This is a genomic window from Streptomyces sp. NPDC015345 (genome assembly GCF_043078805.1).
Classification (GTDB): domain Bacteria; phylum Actinomycetota; class Actinomycetes; order Streptomycetales; family Streptomycetaceae; genus Streptomyces.
The window spans coordinates 420,542-441,038 of sequence record NZ_JBIBTX010000006.1; the positions used below are offsets into that span (position 1 = coordinate 420,542).

General features: G+C 73.4%; 4 protein-coding genes (1 of these 4 only partly in view). All 4 read left to right on the forward strand.

Going from position 1 to position 20,497, the window contains the following annotated elements:
* Nucleotides 1-7,598: the 3' portion of an SDR family NAD(P)-dependent oxidoreductase gene (locus ACF062_RS26035; RefSeq protein WP_392141696.1), read on the forward strand. 1,354 nt of this gene lie to the left of the window's left edge; 7,598 of the gene's 8,952 nt are visible here — the last part of the coding sequence; its start codon lies beyond the left edge, outside the window; the stop codon is at nucleotides 7,596-7,598.
* Nucleotides 7,599-7,614: 16 nt separating this feature from the next.
* Nucleotides 7,615-11,232 (forward strand): beta-ketoacyl synthase N-terminal-like domain-containing protein, encoded by a 3,618-nt coding sequence (locus ACF062_RS26040; RefSeq protein WP_392141698.1) that lies wholly within the window; start codon nucleotides 7,615-7,617, stop codon nucleotides 11,230-11,232.
* Between the two features lie 71 nt (nucleotides 11,233-11,303).
* Entirely contained in the window at nucleotides 11,304-17,285 is a 5,982-nt protein-coding gene (locus ACF062_RS26045; RefSeq protein ID WP_392141700.1) for an amino acid adenylation domain-containing protein, read from the forward strand.
* Nucleotides 17,282-20,497 carry an ACP S-malonyltransferase gene (fabD, locus tag ACF062_RS26050; RefSeq protein WP_392141702.1) on the forward strand — a complete coding sequence of 1,072 codons (3,216 nt, stop codon included), beginning with the start codon at nucleotides 17,282-17,284 and terminating at the stop codon, nucleotides 20,495-20,497. The genes ACF062_RS26045 and fabD overlap by 4 nt, the downstream gene beginning before the upstream one ends.

Consider the following 20,497-nt stretch of genomic DNA (forward strand, 5'->3'; position numbering starts at 1 on the left):
AGCAGTACGTGCCCGCCGCCGAACCGGCCCACGCGGACGACGGCACACCCCAGATCGTCCCCCTGTCGGCCCGCACCCCCGAGCGGCTGCGCGCCTACGCGAGCGTCCTCGCGGATCACCTGGAGGACTGCGCCTCCTCCTCGACCGCCGTCGCCGTCGCCCCGCCCTCAGAGGCGGCGCGCACCGCGGAGCCCGCCCGGGTGTGCGCGGCGGTGGCGGGTGTCCTGGGCGTCGCCGCCGACGAGATCGACCCGGACGAGCCCCTGGACTCCTACGGCGTACGCCCGGAACAGTTCGCCCGCATCGGGGAGGCGCTCGACGCCGAGTTCGGCACGCGCCTGGGCGCCGACGTCTTCCACGAAGGGCGTACGGCGGGCGAGCTGGCGCGGCTGGCGGCGCGGGCCGGTGACGCCGGCCCCACGGAGAGCGCCGAGGGCGCCGCCTCGACCGGAACCGGAACCGGGAGCGCCGTGCCGTCCCCGGCCGATGTGGCGCGCACCCTTCAGCTCGGCCGTGCCGAACTGACCGCCCGCGCCGCACTCGTGGTCCGCGACCGCGCCGAACTCCTCGCCGGGCTGCGCGCGTTGGCCGAGGGCCGGGAGCTGCCCGACAACTGCCGGCTGGGCGAGGCCGACGGGCGTGGCGACGTCGCGCGGCTCTTCGCCGACGAGGAGCTGCGCGAAGCCGTGGGCAAATGGCTGGAGCGCGGAAAGCTCGCCCAGGTGGCCGAGGTGTGGGTGCGCGGCGGCAGCGTCGAGTGGCGCAGGCTGCACCGGAACGGCCCGGTCCGCCGGGTCCCGCTGCCGGGCTATCCGTTCGCGAAGAACCACCACGGCATTCCCGCCACCGCGAAGGCGGCCGGGTCCGCTCTCGCTCCCGGGTCCGTCGCCGCTCCCGTACACGTGCCGGAGCCCGCCGCCGAGCCCAGGGGCGAGCTGCGCCCCGAGCGGCTGGAACAGGCGATGGAGGACCGGATCGCGCTGATGGCGAGCGAGCTGCTCGGCGCGGCCGAGGGAGACGGCGGCGGGGAGGTCGACCCCAAGGAACAGCTGGATCGCCACGGCATCGACTCGATCACGCGCACACGGCTGAACCAGCTGCTGAGCGAGGCGTTTCCGTCGGCCTCGCGCACGCTGTTCTTCGAGTTCGCCAAGGTCGAAGGAGTGGCCGGACAGCTCGCCGAGCAGTTCCCCGACGAGTGCAGGGCCTTCCTCGGCCGGGACGGCACGGTGGCCGCACCCGCACCCGCAACCCAGCCTGCCGTCGAAGCAGCCGAAGCAGCCGAAGCAGCCGAGGTCGTACAGCTTGAAGCCGAGGCCGCTCCCGTGCGCGGCGATGACGACGAGCTCGCCGGTGCCATCGCCGTCATCGGCATGAGCGGCACCTTCCCCAACGCCCCCGACCAGGACAGCTACTGGCAGCTGCTGATGGAGGGGCGGTCCGCCGTCACCGAGATCCCGCGCCGCCGCTGGGACTGGCGCGAACACTACGACCCGCACCCCGAGGGCGCGGACGTGGTGCGCAAGAGCCACTCCAAGTGGGGTGCCTTCCTCGACGGATTCGACGCGTTCGACCCCGCACTCTTCAACTTCACCGAGCAGGAGGCCCGCAACACCGACCCGCAGGTGCGGCTGTTCCTCCAGGAGTGCTGGAAGGCCCTTGAGGACGCGGGGTACGCCCCCGCGAAGCTGCCCGCCGAAGTGCGCGGCCGCATCGGTGTCTTCGCGGGCGGCGCGAAGCACGGCTTCACCCACCTCGGCTCCGAGGGCCGCCTGGAGATGCCCCGCACCTCCTTCGGTGACATGGTCAACAGGGTTTCCTTCCAGTTCGACCTCGGCGGGCCGAGCAAGGCCGTGGACACCGCCTGCTCCTCGGCGCACGTGGCGCTGCACGAGGCGGTCGAGAGCCTGCGCTCCGGGCGCTGCGACCTGGCCGTCGCCGGGGCCGTGAACCTCTACCTCCACCCGTCGACTTATGTGGAACTGGCCACCGTGGGGCTGCTCTCCGACCGCTCCGACTGCGCGTCCTTCGGCGCCGAGGCCGCCGGCATCGTCCCCGGCGAGGGCGTCGGCGCGGTGCTCCTCAAGCCGCTCCGGCAGGCCCTGCGCGACGGCGACCCGGTACGCGCCGTCATCCGCGGCAGTGCCGTCAACCACAACGGTCGGACCATCGGCTTCACCAGCCCCAGCTCCCTGCGCCAGGCCGAGGTGATCCGGGAGGCACTGCGCGACGCCCGGATCGACCCGCGCACGGTCAGCTACGTGGAGGCCACGGCCAACGGCTCGGAGATCGGCGACGCCGTCGAGATGACCGCCCTCACCCAGGCCTTCGAGGACCGGACGGGCGTGAGCGGCCGCTTCCACATCGGCTCGCTGAAGCCCAACATCGGTCACGGCGAGGCGTCCGCGGGCATGGCGCAGCTGTTCAAGGTCGTCCTCGCGCTCCAGCACCGCACGCTGCCGCCGACGCGGCTGCCCGAGGAGTTCAACCCGGCCATCGACATCGACCGGCTTCCCTTCGAGCTCTCCGCCGCACCCGTGCCCTGGCACCAGGTCGTCGTGGACGGCGTCCCCGCGCCGCGCCGCGCCGGGATCACCGGCCTCGGCGGGGGCGGCACCAACGCCCACGTCGTACTGGAGGAGGCGCCCGAGCCCGCGCCGCGCGTCCGGCCGGCCGAGCGCGGCCCGGTCCTGTTCGTCCTGTCGGCGCACACGGAGGAACGCCTCGGTGCCTACGTCGACGCGTGGCTCGACTTCCTCGTGGGACGGCCCACGAGCGACCTGGCGGACATGGCGTACACCCTCCAGGTCGGACGCGTGGACCTGACGCACCGGCTGGCGGTCATCGCCTCCGGGGCCGAGGAGCTGCGCGGCCACCTCACGCGCTGGCGCCGGGGTCGCCCCTGTGACGCGGTGTTCTCGGCCACCGCGGCCCGGGTGGACACGGCGGGCCTCGACGCGGCCCTGCGCGGCCGTGACCTCGGCGCGGTCGCGGACCTCTGGGTCCGTGGCGCGGCGGTCGACTGGGCCGCGCTGTACGACCAGGGTGACGGAGCGCCCGTGCGGGTGGCGGGACTGCCGACGTACCCGTTCGAGCGCCGGTCCTGCTGGATCGACGACACCGACGCCGGAACCGGCGACACCGCCACCCCGGCCCCGCGGTCGCAGGGCCCCGCGCGGGACGCGGCCGGGCACCCGCTGCTCACCTCGGCGGTCCGGCTCGCCGACGGCGGCACCGTGTTCAGCGGTGACGTATCGCTCGCCACGCACCCCTGGATCACCGACCACGCGGTCTCGGGCACGGTGCTCTTCCCGGGCACGGGCTTCGTGGAGATGGCGCTGCGCGCCGGAGCGGCACTCGGCTGCGGGCGGCTCGAAGAACTCGCCCTGGAGGCGCCGCTCACCCTCACGGAGCAGGGAGGCGCCCGGCTCCAGCTCGTCGTCTGGGCGCCCGACGCCACCGGAGCCCGGCCCCTGGAGATCCACTCGCTGGCCGAGTCCGGCGCCGAGAGTGCTGCCGACGGGGAGGGAGCGTGGACCCGGCACGCCACCGGGCTGCTCGCGGCCGGTGCGGCGGAGGCCGGCTTCGACCTCGCGGTGTGGCCGCCGGCCGGCGCCGAATCCGTACCGGTGGACGACTACTACCAGGTGATGGCCGACGCCGGTTACGCCTACGGTCCCGCTTTCCGCGGCCTGCGCGCCGTCTGGCGGCGTGGCGCTGAGGTGTACGCAGAGGCCGCCCTCGACGACGGCCCGGACGCCGCCCGCTACGGCCTGCATCCCGCCCTGCTCGACTCGGCCCTGCACGCCATGGGCTTCGGCGGGTTCGTCCGCGACGGCGGTGGTCTGCTGCCGTTCTCCTGGTCCGGCATGCAGCTGTTCGGCGGGGGAGCGGCCGCCGTGCGCGTACGCCTGACGGGCGCGGGCACCGACGCGGTCTCGGCAGCCGTCGCCGACACCACCGGCAGGCCCCTGGCCGTCCTCGACTCGCTCGTACTGCGCCCGTTCTCCGGCGCACGGCGGACGCCCGCCCGCACGGCCCTGCCCGACGAACTGCTCCGCCTGGAGTGGACCCCGCTCGCCCCGGCCGACACGCCCCGCATCAAGTGGACCGTGGCGGGCCCCGACGAACTCGGCCTCGCCACGGCCCTGCGCCGCGGCGACGGCGCCGACGTGCCCGGTGCGTCCGATGGCGGCGGTGACGAGATCGCGCTGATCTCCCTTTACGCCGAGCCGACGGACGACCTGGCGGCAGCCGTCCGGACCGCCACCGCGCGCGTGCACGGCCTCGTGCGGAGCCGGCTCGTCGACGAGAGCCAGGCCGCGGCGCGCCTGGTCGTGGTGACCCGGCGGGCCGTGTCCACCCGCGTCGGCGAGGACGTCGAGGACCTGACGCATGCCCCGGTGTGGGGTCTGCTGCGGGCCGCCCAGGCGGAGAACCCCGACCGGCTGCTCCTCGTCGACGTGGACGGTGACGAGGCCTCGGCCGCCGCGCTGCCCGGCGCGGTCGCCGCGGCGACCGCGGCCGGGGAGTCGCAGCTCGCCCTGCGGGGCGGGGAGGCGACCGTGCCCCGGCTGGCCCGGCTCGGCTCGGACAGCGTGCTCGTACCGCCCGGTGACGGTACGCCGTGGCGCCTGGACACCAGCGGCGCCGGCACCCTGGAGAACCTCGCCCTGCTGCCCTGGCCCGCCGCCGAGGCACCCCTGACCCCCGGTCAGGTGCGGATCGAGGTGCGCGCCGCCGGGCTGAACTTCCGTGACGTGCTCGGCGCGCTCGGCATGTACCCGGGGGAGCTGACGCTCGGCGCGGAGGGCGCCGGTGTGGTCGTCGACATCGGTGACGGCGTGAGCGGCCTCGCCGTCGGCGACCGTGTGATGGGCCTCTTCCCGAGCGGCCTCGGCCCGGTCTGCGTGGCCGACGCCCACACCGTCGTACGGATGCCCCGCGGCTGGTCGTTCGAACAGGCCGCCGCGGTCCCCGTCGCCTTCGCCACCGCCTACTACGGCCTGGTCGACATGGGCGGCCTGACCGCCGGCGAGTCGGTCCTCGTACACGCGGCGGCGGGTGGCGTCGGCATGGCCGCCGTGCAGCTCGCACGGCACCTGGGCGCGGAGGTCTTCGCGACCGCGAGCGAGGGCAAGTGGGACGCGGTCCGCGGACTCGGCGTGCCCGACGACCATCTGGCGTCCTCCCGGGACCTGGGCTTCGAGGAGAAGTTCCGCACCGTCACCGACGGGCGCGGCGTGGATGTCGTCCTCGACTCGCTCGCCCGCGAGTTCGTCGACGCCTCGCTGCGGCTGCTGCCGCGCGGCGGCCGGTTCGTCGAGATGGGCAAGACCGACATCCGTGACGCGGCGCAGGTCGCAACGGCCCACTTCGCCGTCCGCTACCGGGCGTTCGACATCGTGGACGCCGGGCCGCGGCGCATCGGTGAGATCCTCGCCGAGATCGTCGACCTCTTCGAGCAGGGCGTCCTCACCCACCTGCCCCGCCGCGCCTGGGATCTGCGGCGCGCGCCGGAGGCCTTCCGGTTCATGAGCCAGGCACGCCACGTCGGCAAGATCGTCCTGACCGTGCCCCGGCGGCCGGACCCCGAGCACACCGTCCTGATCACCGGCGGCACCGGAACCCTCGGCGGCATGCTCGCCCGGCATCTGGTGGCCGAGCGCGGCGCCCGGCACCTGACGCTGCTCAGCCGGCGGGGCCCCGACGCGCCCGGCGCGGCCCAGCTGGCCGCCGAACTGACCGCCGCGGGCGCCCAGGTGACCGTCGTGGCCTGCGACGTCGCAGACCGGGCCCGGCTCGCGGAGGTGCTCGACGGCATCCCCGCCGAGCATCCGCTCGGCACCGTCGTCCACACGGCGGGCGACCTCGACGACGGGGTGTTCGACGCGCTGACCCCCGAACGTCTCGCCAGGGTCCTGCGGCCCAAGGCCGAAGGCGCCCTGAACCTCCACGAGTTGACTGTGGCCAAGGGCCTCGACCTCGCCGAGTTCGTCCTCTTCTCCGGGGCGGCCGGTGTGCTCGGCAACCCCGGCCAGTCCAACTACGCCGCCGCGAGCTCCTTCCTGGACGCCCTCGCCCAGCACCGCAGGGCGCGAGGGCTGCCGGGCACATCCATGGCCTGGGGCTACTGGGAGCAGGCCACCGGTCTCACCAAGCACCTGAGCGAGGAGGACACCGGGCGGATGGCGCGCGGCGGCCTCCTGCCGCTCCCCTCCGTGGACGGACTCGCCCTTTTCGACGTGGCACGTGGCGCCGACGAACCGCTTCAGGCGCCCATGCGTCTCGACCTCGACGCCCTGCGCGCCCAGGCCGAGGCGGGCGACGGCCATCCGCTCCACCGCGGCCTGCTGCGTGGGGTGCCTCGGACCGCGACGGCCACCGCCGCCCCGGACGGCCTTCCGGACCTCGACGGGCTCGCCGACCTACCGGAGGACGAACAGCACGCGTTGCTCCTGGAGTTGGTGTGCGCGCAGGTCGGCTCCGTCCTCGTCACCGACCCGGCGACCATCGGCGCCGACACCGGCTTCGTCGAGCTCGGCCTGGACTCGCTGACGGCGGTGGAACTCCGCAACCGCCTGGGCCGCGCCACGGGGCTGCGGCTCCCCGTCACCCTGATCTTCGACCACCCGGCACCGGGTCCCCTCGCCACGTACCTGCGGCGGCGGCTCGTCAGGGGGAACGAGGGGCGCGGGCGGACCGCGTCGCGGTCCGGCACCGCCGAGCAATCCGGCACCGCCCCGCAACCGGGTCCCGTCGCGCGGGCCAGCACCGCCACGCAGACTGGTGCCGCCGAGCCATCCGACACCGCCACGCGGTCCGGCACCCCCACCACGGTCGACGACCCCCGGCCCGCCACGGCCGCCGCCCAGGCCGCCCCCGCCGGGAGGGCCCCCGCTGCCCACACTGCCCCCGCCCGGAGGGCCCCCGCCCCGCCGGCCGACCCCCCGCACCGCCTCCTCCTCGCCGACGCCGGGCTCGACCGGCTCGGTGCCGTTCTGGAGTTCGGGTGCCGTGACGCGGACGCGCTCATCGGGCTCGCCGCCGACCACCCGGCGCTCATCGTGCACGGTGTGAGCGGTGACAAGGAGTTCGCCGACGAGGCCGGGCGGCGCATCGACGGGAGCGGGGCGCGAGGACGCGTCGCCGTGTTCCACCGGAGCGGCCCGCTCGATCCGTTCCCCGGTCACTACGACCTGGCGTACGGCATCGGCGGCTGTTACCGCGTCGAGGACAAGCAGGCACTCTTCGCCCGCCTGGACGCGGCGGTCGTGGACGGCGGCCACGTCCTCCTCGCCGACTACCTGTGCACGCTCAGCGGTGACCTGGTCGACCCCGGCGCCGGGATCAGCGTCCCCACCGCGCGCACCTGGTCCGACGTCTTCACGCGCAACCGGTTCGTGGTCGAGGAACTGCTCCCGCACGAACCCGCGGACCCCGACCCCGAGCTGGCCGAAGCAGTGCGCCGGGGCTGGATCGGACACCGCCTGTTCCGCCTGCGCAAGCAGACCTCCACCACCCAGGAGGACCGCCTGCGGACCAACCGGGCACACCTGGCCGAGACCACCGCGCAGCCGCGCGCCCCGCGGAGCTGAAGGAGAAACAGAGTCAATGTCGCCCCACGTCAAGCAGGCGCTGTCGGACCTCGCGGCCCGTGTCCTCGACACCGCCCCCGAGCGGCTCGCCCGCACCTCCTTCCGCGACCTCGGCCTGGACCTGGCCACGACCGTCGCGCTGACCGAAGAGGTCAACGCCCGCTTCGGCACAGCCCTGTCGACCGCCGACGTGAGCGGGGCCGGGGACCTCGACGGGCTCAGCGAGCGCGTCACGGCCCACCTCGGCCGGCAGCAGGCGGCGCCGGAGGCGATCGCGGTGATCGGCATGCACTGCCGCGCCGCGGGCGCGCGGAACCCCGACGAGCTGTGGCAGGTGATCAGCGAGGGCCGGGACCGCACCACCGAGGTCGACGACCCGGTCGCCCTCTCGCTGCTCAAGGAGCACTTCCCGGACGTCGCCCCGCCCCGCTACGGCGCCATGTCCGGCAGCGAGCACTTCGACCCGGCCTTCTTCCGCATCGCCCCCCGCGAGGCCGCCGCCATGGACGCCGCCCAGCGCGTCCTCCTCGAATCCTGCTATCACGCCCTGGAGGACGCGGCGCAGGACGCCTCGGCGCTGCGCGGCCGCTCCGTCGCCACCATCGTCGGCAGCACCGGGCTCGCGCCCCAGGCGGAGTACTCGGCGCACGCCCTGATGGGCTCCGACACCAGCATCATGGCGGCCCGCCTCGCCTATCAGCTCGACCTCAGCGGCCCGGCGATGACGGTGGACACCGCCTGCTCGTCCTCGCTCGTGGCGGTCGACATCGCCCGCAGGCTGCTGCTGGACGGCGAGTCGGACCTCGCGCTGGCGGGCGGGGTGTACGTCGCCAACCACCCCGGCACCTTCGTCACCATGGAGGCCCTCGGCACCGTCTCGCCCGGCCGGGCCTGCCGCCCCTTCGACGCCGACGCCGACGGCATGCTCGTCGGGGAGGGCGTCGGAGTCCTCGTACTCAAGCGCCTGTCCGACGCGGTCCGGGACAACGACCGGATCCTCGGCGTGATCCGGGGCAGCGCCACCAACCAGGACGGCCGGACCTCGGGCATCACCTCGCCCAGCTCCGCCGCGCAGAGCGGTCTGCTGCGCGACGTCTACCGCCGCAGCGGCGTCGACATGAGCCGCCTCGGCTACGTCGAGGCACACGGCACCGGGACCAGCCTCGGCGACCCCATCGAGGTGCACGGGCTGACCGAGGCGTTCGCGGAGTTCACCGACCGCAAGCAGTTCTGCGCGATCGGCTCGGTCAAGGCCAACATCGGCCACACGATGGGTGCCGCGGGCGTCCTCGGCGCCATCAAGGTGCTGCTGTGCATGCGCCACGGCAAGCTCCCCCCTGCCGCGAACTTCCGCACCGAGAACAAGCACGCCGACTTCGAGGAGAGCCCGGTCTTCGTCAGCCGGGAGCTCGCCGACTGGACCCCTGACGGCGCGGAGCCCCGGGTGGCCGGCGTGAGCTCCTTCGGGTACAGCGGCACCAACGCCCACGTGATCATCGAGGAGTACGCCGCTCCGGGGCCGTGCGCCCGCGCCGTCCCCGGCCGCCGCCACCTGGTACCGCTCTCCGCGAAGGAAGAGCCCCAACTGCGGCAGAAAGCCGGGGAATTGGCGGACCACCTGCGGCGGGCCGAGCTCGGCGACGACGCGCTCCTCGACGTGGCGTACACGCTCCAGGTGGGCCGCGAGGCCTTCGCCGAACGGCTCGCGGTGACCGCCGGCTCGATGGCCGAACTCCTGGAGCGGCTCGGCGCGTACGCGGACGGCGCCACCGAGGTGCCCGGCACCCACCACGGCCAGGTGACGGAGCGCCGCACCGGAGCGAAGTCGGCCACCGGCCGCGACGTCGACGAGCTCGCCGCGGCCTGGGTCACCGGCTCCCCGGTGGAGTGGCCCCGCCTGCACACCGGCACGGCCCCCCGCCGCATCGCCCTGCCCGGCCACCCCTTCGTACGCGACGTGTTCCCCCACGTATGGGCGGACGGCACCGCACCCGGAACCCCCGGTCACGGCACCGCACCCGGAACCCCCGGTCACGCCGCCGCCTCCGCCCCTCAGGACCCGGCGGCCGTGCCGTCCGTCCTCGCGGAGCTCGACGCCGCCGCCGACGAGCACCTGCGGTCCGACCCGGCGGCCGGGGACCTGGCGGCGGCCATGCGCTCCGACGTGATGGTCCACGAACTGACCCAGGTCTGCCGGCGGATGCTCTTCGCGTCGCTGCGCCGGATGGACGTCTTCACGGCGCCGGGCGAGCGGCACACCGAGGCGGACCTGGCCCGGCGGCTCGGCGTCGTCGACGAGCACGCCGCGCTCTTCCACGGACTGCTCGGCGTCCTCACCGACGGCGGCTACCTGCGCGCCGAGGGCACGGACCTGCTCACCACCGACCTGGTCACGGAACCGGCGCCCCTGGCCTGGGAGAAGGGCGAACTGGACGCCCTCAAGCGGGAGGTGACCGCCGACTACTCGGAGATGGACGGGTACTTCCACCTGCTGACGCTCTGCCTGGAGGAGATGCCGGACGTCCTCACCGGACGCAAGAAGGCCCACGAAGTGCTGTTCCCCGGCGGCTCGTTCGACGCCGTGGAGGCCGTCTACCACAGCGACGGCGACACCAACGGCCTGGTGGCCGGCCTCGTCGCGCGGTACGTGCGGGCGCGCCGCGACGCCACGGTCTCCGTCCTGGAGATCGGCGCGGGCACCGGCGGCACCACCGCCAAGGTGCTGCCCGCCCTCAACGGCACGGAAGCGGCCACCGACGGCCGGCTCCGGTACGTCTACACCGACATCTCCCGCGGCTTCACGCAGTACGGCCGCAACCAGTACGGCAAGGACCACCCCTTCGTGACCTTCGCCCCGCTGGACATCGAGTCGGCGCCCACCGAGCAGGGCTTCGAGGCCGGCACCCAGGACCTCGTCCTCGCCTGCAACGTCCTCCACGCGACCAAGCGCATCGACGACACCCTCGCCCACGCCCGGCAACTCCTGCGCCCCGGCGGCGTACTGATCCTCCTGGAGACCACCAGGGCGCAGGACTTCTTCACCCTCACCTTCGGCCTGATGGGCGGCTGGTGGGGCTTCGAGGACGACTGCCGGCTGCCGGGCTCCCCGCTGCTCAGCGTCTCCCTGTGGCGGCAGGCGCTGGAGCGCGGCGGATTCCGCGGGGTACGCAGCCTCTCACCGGCTCCGGTGCGCGAGGACCAGGCCTATCAGGCGATCGTCGTGGCGGAGAAGGAAGGCGCCCTGGAGGGGCCGGTCACGACGGTGCCGGTCAAGGCCCCCGCCCCGGTCGTACCCGTGCCGGTACCGGAGACCGCCGCTCCTGCCACGCCGGAGCCCGACGTGTCCGAAGAAGCCGGCGGCGGCCCGCTCCAGGAACTGGTCGTCGACGCCTGGCGCGAGGTCCTCGGCGTCCCATCGGCCCGCCCCGACGACGACTTCCAGGAGGTGGGCGGCGACTCGATCCTGGCGACCCAGATCATCTCCCGGCTCAAGAGCGGCTTCCCGTTCGAACTCGACCTGGGCGAGCTGTTCCAGGCCCGCACCCTGGCCGACATGGTGCGGCTGCTGGAGGCCGAACTCATCGAGCGCATCGACGAGCTGCCCGAGGACACCGTGCGCACCCTGCTCGCGTGAACCGCCCCCCGCTCGCGTGAAACCGGCGATACCCAGGACGCCGCCGACGACACAGAGGAGTTCCCCCCGCCATGTCCCCCGAAGACCTCGCCGCCACGCGCAAGGCGCGACTGTCCCCGCAGAAGCGGGCACTCCTCGAGAAGCTGAGCGGTGCCTCCCGCCCGGCGGGGACCACCGGCATTCCCCGCCGACCCGCCGGCGAGCGGCCGCCGCTCTCCTTCACCCAGCGCCGGCTGTGGTTCCTGGACCAGATGGTGCCCGGCAGCGCGGCCTACAACGTCCCGATGAGCTTCCGGCTCCGCGGGCCGCTGCGCCACGACGTCCTGCGGCGCGCCGTCGACGAGATCGTCCGCCGGCACGAATCGCTGCGCACCGTCCTGCCCAGCGAGGGCGGCGAACCCTGGCAGCGGATCCTGCCGCGGGTGAACGTGCCGGTCGAGCTGGTGGACCTCACCTCCGACCCGGGGGCGCTGGACGGCCTGGTCGACGAGGCGGCGCGGCGGCCCTTCGACCTCGCGGCCGGGCCCCTGCTGCGGGTCGCCCTGTACCGCCTCGAACCCGAGCTGCACGTCGTCCTGCTCAACGCCCACCACATCGTCGTCGACGGATGGTCGCTCGGCCTGTTCTGGCAGGAACTCCTGACGCTGTACCACGCCTTCGCGGCCGGGCGACCCTCGCCGCTGCCGGAACTGCCCGTCCAATACGCGGACTTCGCCGTGTGGCAGCGCGAGCACCTCAGCGGCGAGCGGCTCGAGCAGCAGCTCTCGTACTGGCGCGAGCAGCTGGGCGAGGGCACCGAGCCGCTGGAGCTGCCCTTCGACCGGCCCCGCCCGCCGGTGCAGACCTTCGAGGGACGCGACCTCAGAACAGTCTTCCCCCAGGAGCTGCGCACCGACTTGGCCCAGCTGTGCAAGCGGGAGGGCGTCAGCCTCTTCACCGTGCTGCTCGGCGCGCTGAACGTCCTGCTGCACCGCTACACCGGACAGGAGGACATCGCGGTCGGCTCGCCCGTCACCAACCGCACCCGGCTGGACATCGAGCAGCTCATCGGGCTGTTCGTGAACACGCTCGTCTACAAGACCCGGCTGGCCGGGGAGCCGGACTTCCGCGAGGTGCTGCGCCGGGTGCAGGACGTGGTGAACGGCGCCCACCAGTACCAGGAGGTCCCCTTCGAGGCGGTCGTCGAGGCCCTTCAGCCGGAGCGGTACCTCAGCCAGAACCCGCTGTTCCAGGTCTCCTTCAGCTATCTGCCGGCCCGTGAGCTCAGCTCCGGCGAGGAGCTGACGGTCGAGGCGATCGAGGGCATCCGCAACGACACCTCGAAGTTCGACCTGTGGATCAGCGTCGTGGACCGCGACCGGGACTTCCTGGTGGAGGTGGAGTACAACTCCGCGGTCTTCGACGAGGACACCGTCCAGCGGCTGCTCGACGGCTACCGGGTGGTCCTGGAGGCGGTCGCCGCCGACCCGGGCCTCGGTGTCGGGGAGCTGCCGGTCATGCCCGCCGCCGACCGCGAGCGCCTGGAACTGGAGTGGAGCGGCTCGCGGGCGCCCGCGCCGAGTGCCGAACCGGTCGCGCTGCTCCACGAACTGTTCCAGGAGCGGACGGCCGAAGCACCCGGCGCCATCGCGGTCAGCCACGACGGGGAACACGTCTCCTACCGCGAACTCGACGGCCGGGCCAACGCGCTCGCGCACCGGCTGCGCCGCCTCGGCGCGGGCCCCGGCACCCTGATCGGGCTCTGCGCCGAGCGCTCCGTCGACCTGGTCGTCGGCATCCTCGGCATCCTGAAGTCCGGCGCCGCCTACCTGCCGATCGACGCCAACCACCCGCCCGAGCGCGTCACCTACCTCCTGTCGGACAGCTCCGCGCCCATCCTGGTGACCCAGCCGCACCTGGTCGACGGTCTGCCCGAGCACACGGCCGAGCTGGTGGTCATCGACGGGGCGACGGACGAGCGCGCCCCCGAGCGGGCGCCCGGCGCCGGACCTGATGACCCCGCGTACGTCATCTACACCTCCGGCTCCACCGGAACGCCGAAGGGCGTCCTGGTCAGCCACGCCAACGTGGTGCGGCTCTTCTCGGCCACCAAGGAGTGGTTCGACTTCGGGCGTTCGGACACCTGGACCCTCTTCCACGCCTTCACCTTCGACTTCTCCGTGTGGGAGCTGTGGGGCGCGCTCGCGCACGGCGGAAGGCTCGTCGTGGTGCCGCACTGGGTGAGCCGTTCCCCCGAGCACTTCTACGAGCTGCTGCGGGACGAGCGGGTCACCGTGCTCAACCAGACACCGCTGGCCTTCCGCCACCTGTCGGACGTGGAGCGCGGCGCCCTGTGCCTGCGGGTGGTCGTCTTCGGCGGCGAGGAACTCGACGTGCGAAGCCTCGGCCCGTGGTTCGACCGCCACGGGGACCGCTCGCCCCGGCTGGTGAACATGTACGGGATCACCGAGACGACCGTCCACGTCACCTACCGCCCGGTGACCCGCGCGGACGTGGACGGCGCCGTCGCGCACAGCCCGATCGGGGTGCCCATCCCGGACCTGGAGGTGCGGGTCCTCGACGGCTATGGGCAGCCGACGCCGGTCGGTGTGCGCGGCGAGCTGTACGTCGGCGGAGCCGGTGTGACCCTCGGCTATCTGAACCGTCCGGAACTGACCGAGCAGCGCTTCCTGCGCGACCCGGACGGCTCCCGCTGGTACCGGAGCGGCGACCTGGTCCGCTGGACGGCCGACGGAGAACTGGAGTACCTGGGACGCGCGGACGACCAGGTGAAGATCCGCGGCCACCGCATCGAACTCGGCGAGATCGAGGCGGCCCTGGCCGGGCACCCGCAGGTGGGCGAGGCCGTGGTGCTCGCCCGGCGGGAGGCCGCGGGGACGGGCGACAAGCGCCTTGTCGCGTACGTCGTGCCGGGTACCCGCGACGACGAACAGGACGGCGACGCCGCCGGGGGGAGCGCTGCCGAGGACGCCGCCGACAGCGCGACGCCCCAGGGCACGGAGTGGGAGGCCGTCTTCGACCGCGTCTACGGGGAGGGCGGCGAAGGGCCCGCCGACTTCAAGATCAGCGGTTGGGACAGCAGCTACGACGGTGGCCCGCTGCCGGAGGAGGACATGCGCGAGTGGGTGGACACCACGGTCGAGCGCATCCTGGCCCTGCGGCCCCGACGGGTCCTGGAGATCGGCTGCGGCACCGGCCTGCTGCTCTCCCGCGTCGCCCCGCACTGCGAGGTGTACCACGCCACCGACATCTCAAAGGCCGCACTGGATCACGTACGGACACAACTGGTCCAGCAACGCGCTGAGTTGAGGCACGTAGAACTGCACAACGGAGGCGCGGACGACCTCGCGGCCTTCCAGGAGCGGGAGTTCGACCTGGTGGTCATCAACTCCGTGGTCCAGTACTTCCCCAGCGCCGGCTACTTGCGCAACGTCCTCGGCGAGGCACTGCGCCGCGTCGACGACGGCGGCACCGTATTCGTCGGAGACGTCCGCAACCTCGCCCTGCTGGAAACCTTCCACACGGAGGTCGAACTCCACCAGGCGGGCCCCGCGCCGAGCGACGAGCGGCTGCGCACCCGCGCCCGCCGGCGCGTCGCCCAGGACCAGGAGTTGGTGCTGCACCCCGACTTCTTCCGGGCCGTGCAGCAGGAGGAGCCCCGCCTGGCGGACGTGAGGACCCAACTGCGGCGCGGGGAGCACGAGAACGAGATGACCCGCTACCGGTATGACGCCTACCTGCGCGTCGGTGGCCCCGCCGTGGCCCCCGCGACCCCCGACGACCGCATCGAGTGGTCGCGGGGCGAGGACGTGCTCGCCACGGCCGAGCATCGGCTGCGCGCCGAGCCGGGCCGGGCCCTCGCGGTACTGGACGTGCCCAACGCCCGCCTCGCGGCGACGGTCGGCGGCCACGGCGTGCAGCCGGAGGAGTGGTGGCGGCTGGCCGACCGGCTGGGGTGCTCCGTCAGCGTCGACTGGATGCCCGACCGCACCGACGGAAGCTACGCGGTGCTGCTGAGCCCCAAGGACGACGAGCACGACCGCGTCGCCGTGGAGACGCCCGCGCCGACGGGCCGGTGGCCGGAGTACGCCACCGACCCCGTGTTCAACCGGTGGGCGCGAGCCGTCGTGCCCGAGCTGCGCGGATACCTCAAGGACCGGCTGCCCGACTACATGCTCCCGGCCGCCTACGTCCCGCTGAAGAAGTACCCGGTCAACGTGAACGGGAAGCTCGACCGGGCCGCCCTGCCGGAGCCGGCGGCCGAGACGCTCGACGAGTCCGGTGACACCACCGAGCCTCGGACCCCGGTCGAGCGGACCATCGCCGACATCTGGACCGAGGTGCTGGGCGTGGAGCCGATCGGCGCGGGCAGCAACTTCTTCCGGCTGGGAGGCGACTCCATCCACAGCATCCACGTGGTGTCCAAGGCCCGCGACCGGGGCCTCGAACTGACCCCACAGATGATCTTCCAGTACGACACGCTCGCGGAGCTCGCCGCCGCCGTGGCGGCGAACGGCACGGCGAGCGCGCGGACCGAGGCCGAGGACGATCCCGGCGACCGGGACACCGCCGCGCGACTGGCCGAACTCCGCGCGGACCCGGACGTCGAGGACGTCTACCCGGTGGCCCCGTTCCAGGAGTGGGCCCTGCGCCGGCTGCGTACGCCCGAGCCGGGAATGTTCCAGGTCCACCGGCTCACCGCGGTGCCGCTCGGGATGGCCGACAAGGACGACTTCCGGAGCTTCTTGGAGACCCAGGCCAGGACCTACCCCACGATGCGGACCTCCTTCCGGTGGATCGGTCCCGACCAGGCCGTCCAGGTGGTCCACCGGAAGCCGCGGGTCGAGCTGGACTTCGTGGACTGGCGGGGGCTCACCCCCGCCGAACAGGACGAGGCACTCGAACATCACCTCAAGGCGGACCGGGAGCGCGGCATCGAGCCCGAGGAGCCGGGCGCCATCCGCTACTTCGTGGCCGACGTCGACGACCGCACCTGCGTCATCGTGGTGAGCCTGAGTTATCTGTGCCTGGACGGCTGGAGCTTCGACATCATCGCCAACCAGGTGGACCGCGGCCTGCCCGCGCTCGCCGAGGGCAAGCCCCTCGCACTCGAAGAGGGACTGCCGTTCAAGGAGTTCGTGGCGGCGGTACGCGGCGCCGACCAGCGGGCCGCCGAACGCTACTGGCAGCGCGCGCTCGGCGGCCTCCCGGGCCCCACCCGGCTCTCCGAGCGGGTGCCCGGCAACGACCTCGGCACCGAGAGCGGATTCGGACGGCAGTGGTTCGCGCTGCCCGACCGGCTCGCGTCCCGGCTGCGCGCGGTGGCCCGTGAGCACCGGCTGACCCTGAACGTGCTGTTCCAGGCGGGCTGGGCGGCCACGGTCGCGGCCTTCGTCACCGCTGACGGGGAGCGGGCCGACCTCACCCACGGCGTACTGTTCACCGGCCGTTCGGCAGGCCCCCAGGGGGTGGGGGACATGGTCGCCCCGACCCTGAACATCCTGCCGCTGCGCACCCGCGTCGACGCCGCCGAGCGGCTGCCGGAGTACCTCGCGCGCGTCAGGGACGAACTGGTCGCGATGAGCGGCCACGAGAACACCCCGCTGCACCGGGCGCTGGCCTGGGCCGGACAGCCGGACGACACCCTGCCCACCGAGAGCTACGTGGTGTTCCAGAACGTCGGCCTCGACAACTCCGAACGGTTCAGCGCGGCGTACTACATCTCGCGGATGGGGTTCCCGCTGCGCCTGGACGTCTTCCCGACCGAGACGGTCAAGCTCCACATGTCGTACTACCGGGAGCGGTTCACCGACGCCACGATCACGCGCCTGCTGGGATCCTTCACCTCCGTGCTGGAGTCACTGGCTGCCGAAGGGCCCCTGAGCGTGCGGGACCTGATGGCGGCGGCCCGCCGCGAGAGGCCCGCGCCACCAGGCATTCTCTCCTTCCGCGAGGGCGAGTTCGTGGTCAGGGACGTCTGCGCGCTGCTGGAAGAAGCCGAAGGCGTGGCGGAAGCCGGAGAGGCGACGGACGTCGGAGAGGCGGCGCGGTGACGCCTTCCACCGTGTTCATGTTCTCCGGGCAGGGCTCGCAGTACCAGCGGATGGGCCAGGGCCTGTACCGGGCGGAGCCGGTGTTCCGGGAGACTCTCGACCGTCTCGACGCCGTCGTCGAGACGGAACTCGGCACGTCCGTACTGGGCCGGATGTACGCCCCGGGCCACGGGCCCGCCGAGCCGTTCGACGCGCTGATCTACACCCATCCCGCGATCGTGATGGTGGAACTCGGCCTCGCCCACACCCTCGCCCGGTACGGCATCCGGCCCGACCTGCTGCTCGGCGCCAGCCTCGGCGAGTTCACCGCGGCCGTCCTCGCGGGCGCCCTCGACGCCGAGGAGTGCCTGCGGCTCCTGGTCCGCCAGGCCGCCGCGCTGCGTGACACGCCGCGCGGCGGCATGCTCGCCGTCCTTGACGACGAGGCGCTCCACAGGGACATCCCGCTGCTGCGCGAGCGCACCGAGGTCGCCGCCCGCAACTACCCCGGCCACTTCGTGCTCTCGGGCGCGCACGACGACCTGGCCGAGGCCGAGGAACTTCTGCGGGCACGCAAGGTGGTGTGCCATCGCGTCCCGGTCCCGTACGCCTTCCACTCGCGCCGGATGGACGCGGCCGAGCCGCTGTTCAGGGACGTCATGGCGACGGCCGACCTGAAGCCGCCGAGGATCCCCGTCGTGTCCTGCGCCACCGCGGGCGAGGTCGACCGGATCACCGTCGACCACCTGTGGCGGGCGACCAGGCAGCCCATCGAGTACGCGGCGACCCTGGCCGCCCTGGAGCGGCTCGGCCCCCACCGGTACCTCGACCTCGGACCGTCCGGCACCCTGCACAACTTCGCGCGGGCCGGCCTGCCCGCCGACTCCCGTTCACGGTCGTTTCCGCTGCTCACCCCGCTGGGCGACGACACCCGCTCCCTGGCCGCCGTACGAGCCGCCCTGCCGGCCGCCGCACCCCCGGCCACCCCCGCAACCCCCGTATCCAAGGACGGCGTCATGAAGGTGTACGGATTCCCGGGCCAGGGCAGCCAGGCCAGGGGCATGGGCAAGGACCTCTTCGACGAGTTCCCCGAGGAGACCGCCGTCGCGGACGCCGTCCTCGGGTACTCCGTCCGAGAACTGTGCCTGGAGGACCCGCGGCGCGAGCTGAGGCTCACCCGGTTCACCCAGCCCGCGCTGTACATCGTCAGCGCCCTGACCTGGCTGCGCGAGCGGCGCGAGGACCCCGGACCGCCCGACTTCCTCGTCGGCCACAGCCTCGGCGAGTACGTCGCGCTGTTCGCCGCCGGAGCCTTCGACTTCGAGACCGGACTGCGCCTGGTGGCCCGCCGCGGCGAACTGATGAGCCGCGCCGAGGACGGCCGGATGGCGGCCGTGCTCGGCTGCGACCTCGCCAGCGTCGAGCGGGCGCTCACCGAGAACGGTCTGACGGGTCTGGACATCGCGAACCACAACGCGCCCACCCAATTCGTCCTCGCCGGGCCCACCGAACAGATCGCCCTGGCCAAGCCGGTGTTCGAAGCACTCAAGGTCCACTACGTGCAGTTGAACGTCAGCGCCCCCTTCCACTCCCGCTACCTGCGGGACGTGGCCGACGAGTTCGCCCGCTACCTCGACGGGTTCGCGCTCCGCGACCCGGAGATCCCCGTGATCTCCAACGTGCAGGCCCGGCCGTACGGACCCGGTGAGGTGAAGCGGCTCCTCGCCCGGCAGATCTCCTCCCCGGTGCGATGGACGGACACCATCCGCTACCTGATGGCCGAGGGCGACTTCGAGTTCCGGGAGCTGGGTCCGGGAGCGGTGCTGCGCAAGCTCGTCACCAGGATCAAGGCCGAGGCGGAACCGCTGGTCACGAGGGCCGAAGCGGCCCCGACCGAGGAGCCGCCCGCCGCAGCGGCCCCGGCCGAGGAGCCCCGCACAGAAGCGGCCGTCGCCCCCCGCGCACGGCCCGGCGACCCCGCGGCCCTCGGCGCCGGCACGTTCCGGGAACGCTACGGCCTGCGCTACGCCTACCTGGCGGGCTCCATGTACGGCGGGGTCTCAGGCCCGGACCTCCTGACGCGCCTCGCGAAAGCCGGCGGCATGGGCTTCTTCGGGACCGGCGGCCTGACCCTCGACGAGGTCGAGGCGGGCCTCGACGCGGTCCGCACCGACCTCGGGGCGGACGGCCCCTACGGCGCGAACCTCCTCCACCAGCACGCCGACCCGGGGCGCGAGTCGGCGCTGGTCGACCTCTTCCTGCGCAAGGGCGTGCGCACCGTCGAGGCCTCCGGCTTCCTGCGGATCACCCCGGCCCTCGTCAAGTACCGGCTCGGCGGCGGCCGCGTGCTCGCCAAGGTGTCCAGCACGGACATGGCGGCCGCCTTCCTCGCGCCCGCCCCGCGCAGGGTCGTCCAGGAGCTGATCGACTCGGGGCAGGTCTCCGCCCGCGACGCGGCACGGTTCGCGGACGTGCCGCTCGCCGACGACCTCTGCGTCGAGACCGGCTCCGGCTGGTACGACGCCGTCGGCAGCCTCACCACCCTGCTGCCCGCCGTGCTCCGCCTGCGCGACGCCGCGTCCGGAGCGGGCCCGAAGGTGCACGTCGGCGCCGCCGGCGGCATCGGCGGCCCGGAGGCTGCCGCCGCCGCGTTCCTGCTCGGCGCGGACTTCCTGCTCACCGGCTCCATCAACCAGTGCACGCCCGAGGCCAACACCAGCACCGCCGTCAAGGAGCTCCTCCAGGACCTCGACGTCCACGACGTCGCCCTGGCGCCCGCCGCGGAGATGTTCGAACTCGGCGTACGCGCCCAGGTCGTCAAGCGCGGCGTGTTCCTGCCCGCGCGCGCCGGCAAGCTCCACGAACTCTGGCGCCGCCACGACGCGCTCGGCGACATCGACGCGGCGACCCGGCGTCAGATCGAGGAGAAGTTCCTGCGCGGACCGCTCCCCGATGCGGCGGCGCCCGGGAGCGGCGACCCCAAGCGGCAGATGGCCGACGCCTTCCGGACCTACCTCGACCGCGGTTTCCGGCTCGCGCTGCGGGGCGAACCGGGCAGGACCGTCGACTACTTGATCTACTGCGGGCCCGCGATGGGCGCCTTCAACTCCTGGGTGCGCGGCACCGTCCTGGAGTCCTGGCAGTCGCGCCACGTCGACGCGATCGCCGAGCAGCTGATGTCTGAGACGGCCGCACTGCTGCGCGAACGCGCGGCCATGTTCGCCGCACTGTGA

What these genes read in the sequence shown, in the direction of transcription:
- ACF062_RS26040 (WP_392141698.1), top strand. Translation starts at nt 7,615, where the DNA reads ATGTCGCCCCACGTCAAGCAGGCGCTGTCGGACCTCGCGGCCCGTGTC.
- ACF062_RS26045 (WP_392141700.1), top strand. Translation starts at nt 11,304, where the DNA reads ATGTCCCCCGAAGACCTCGCCGCCACGCGCAAGGCGCGACTGTCCCCG.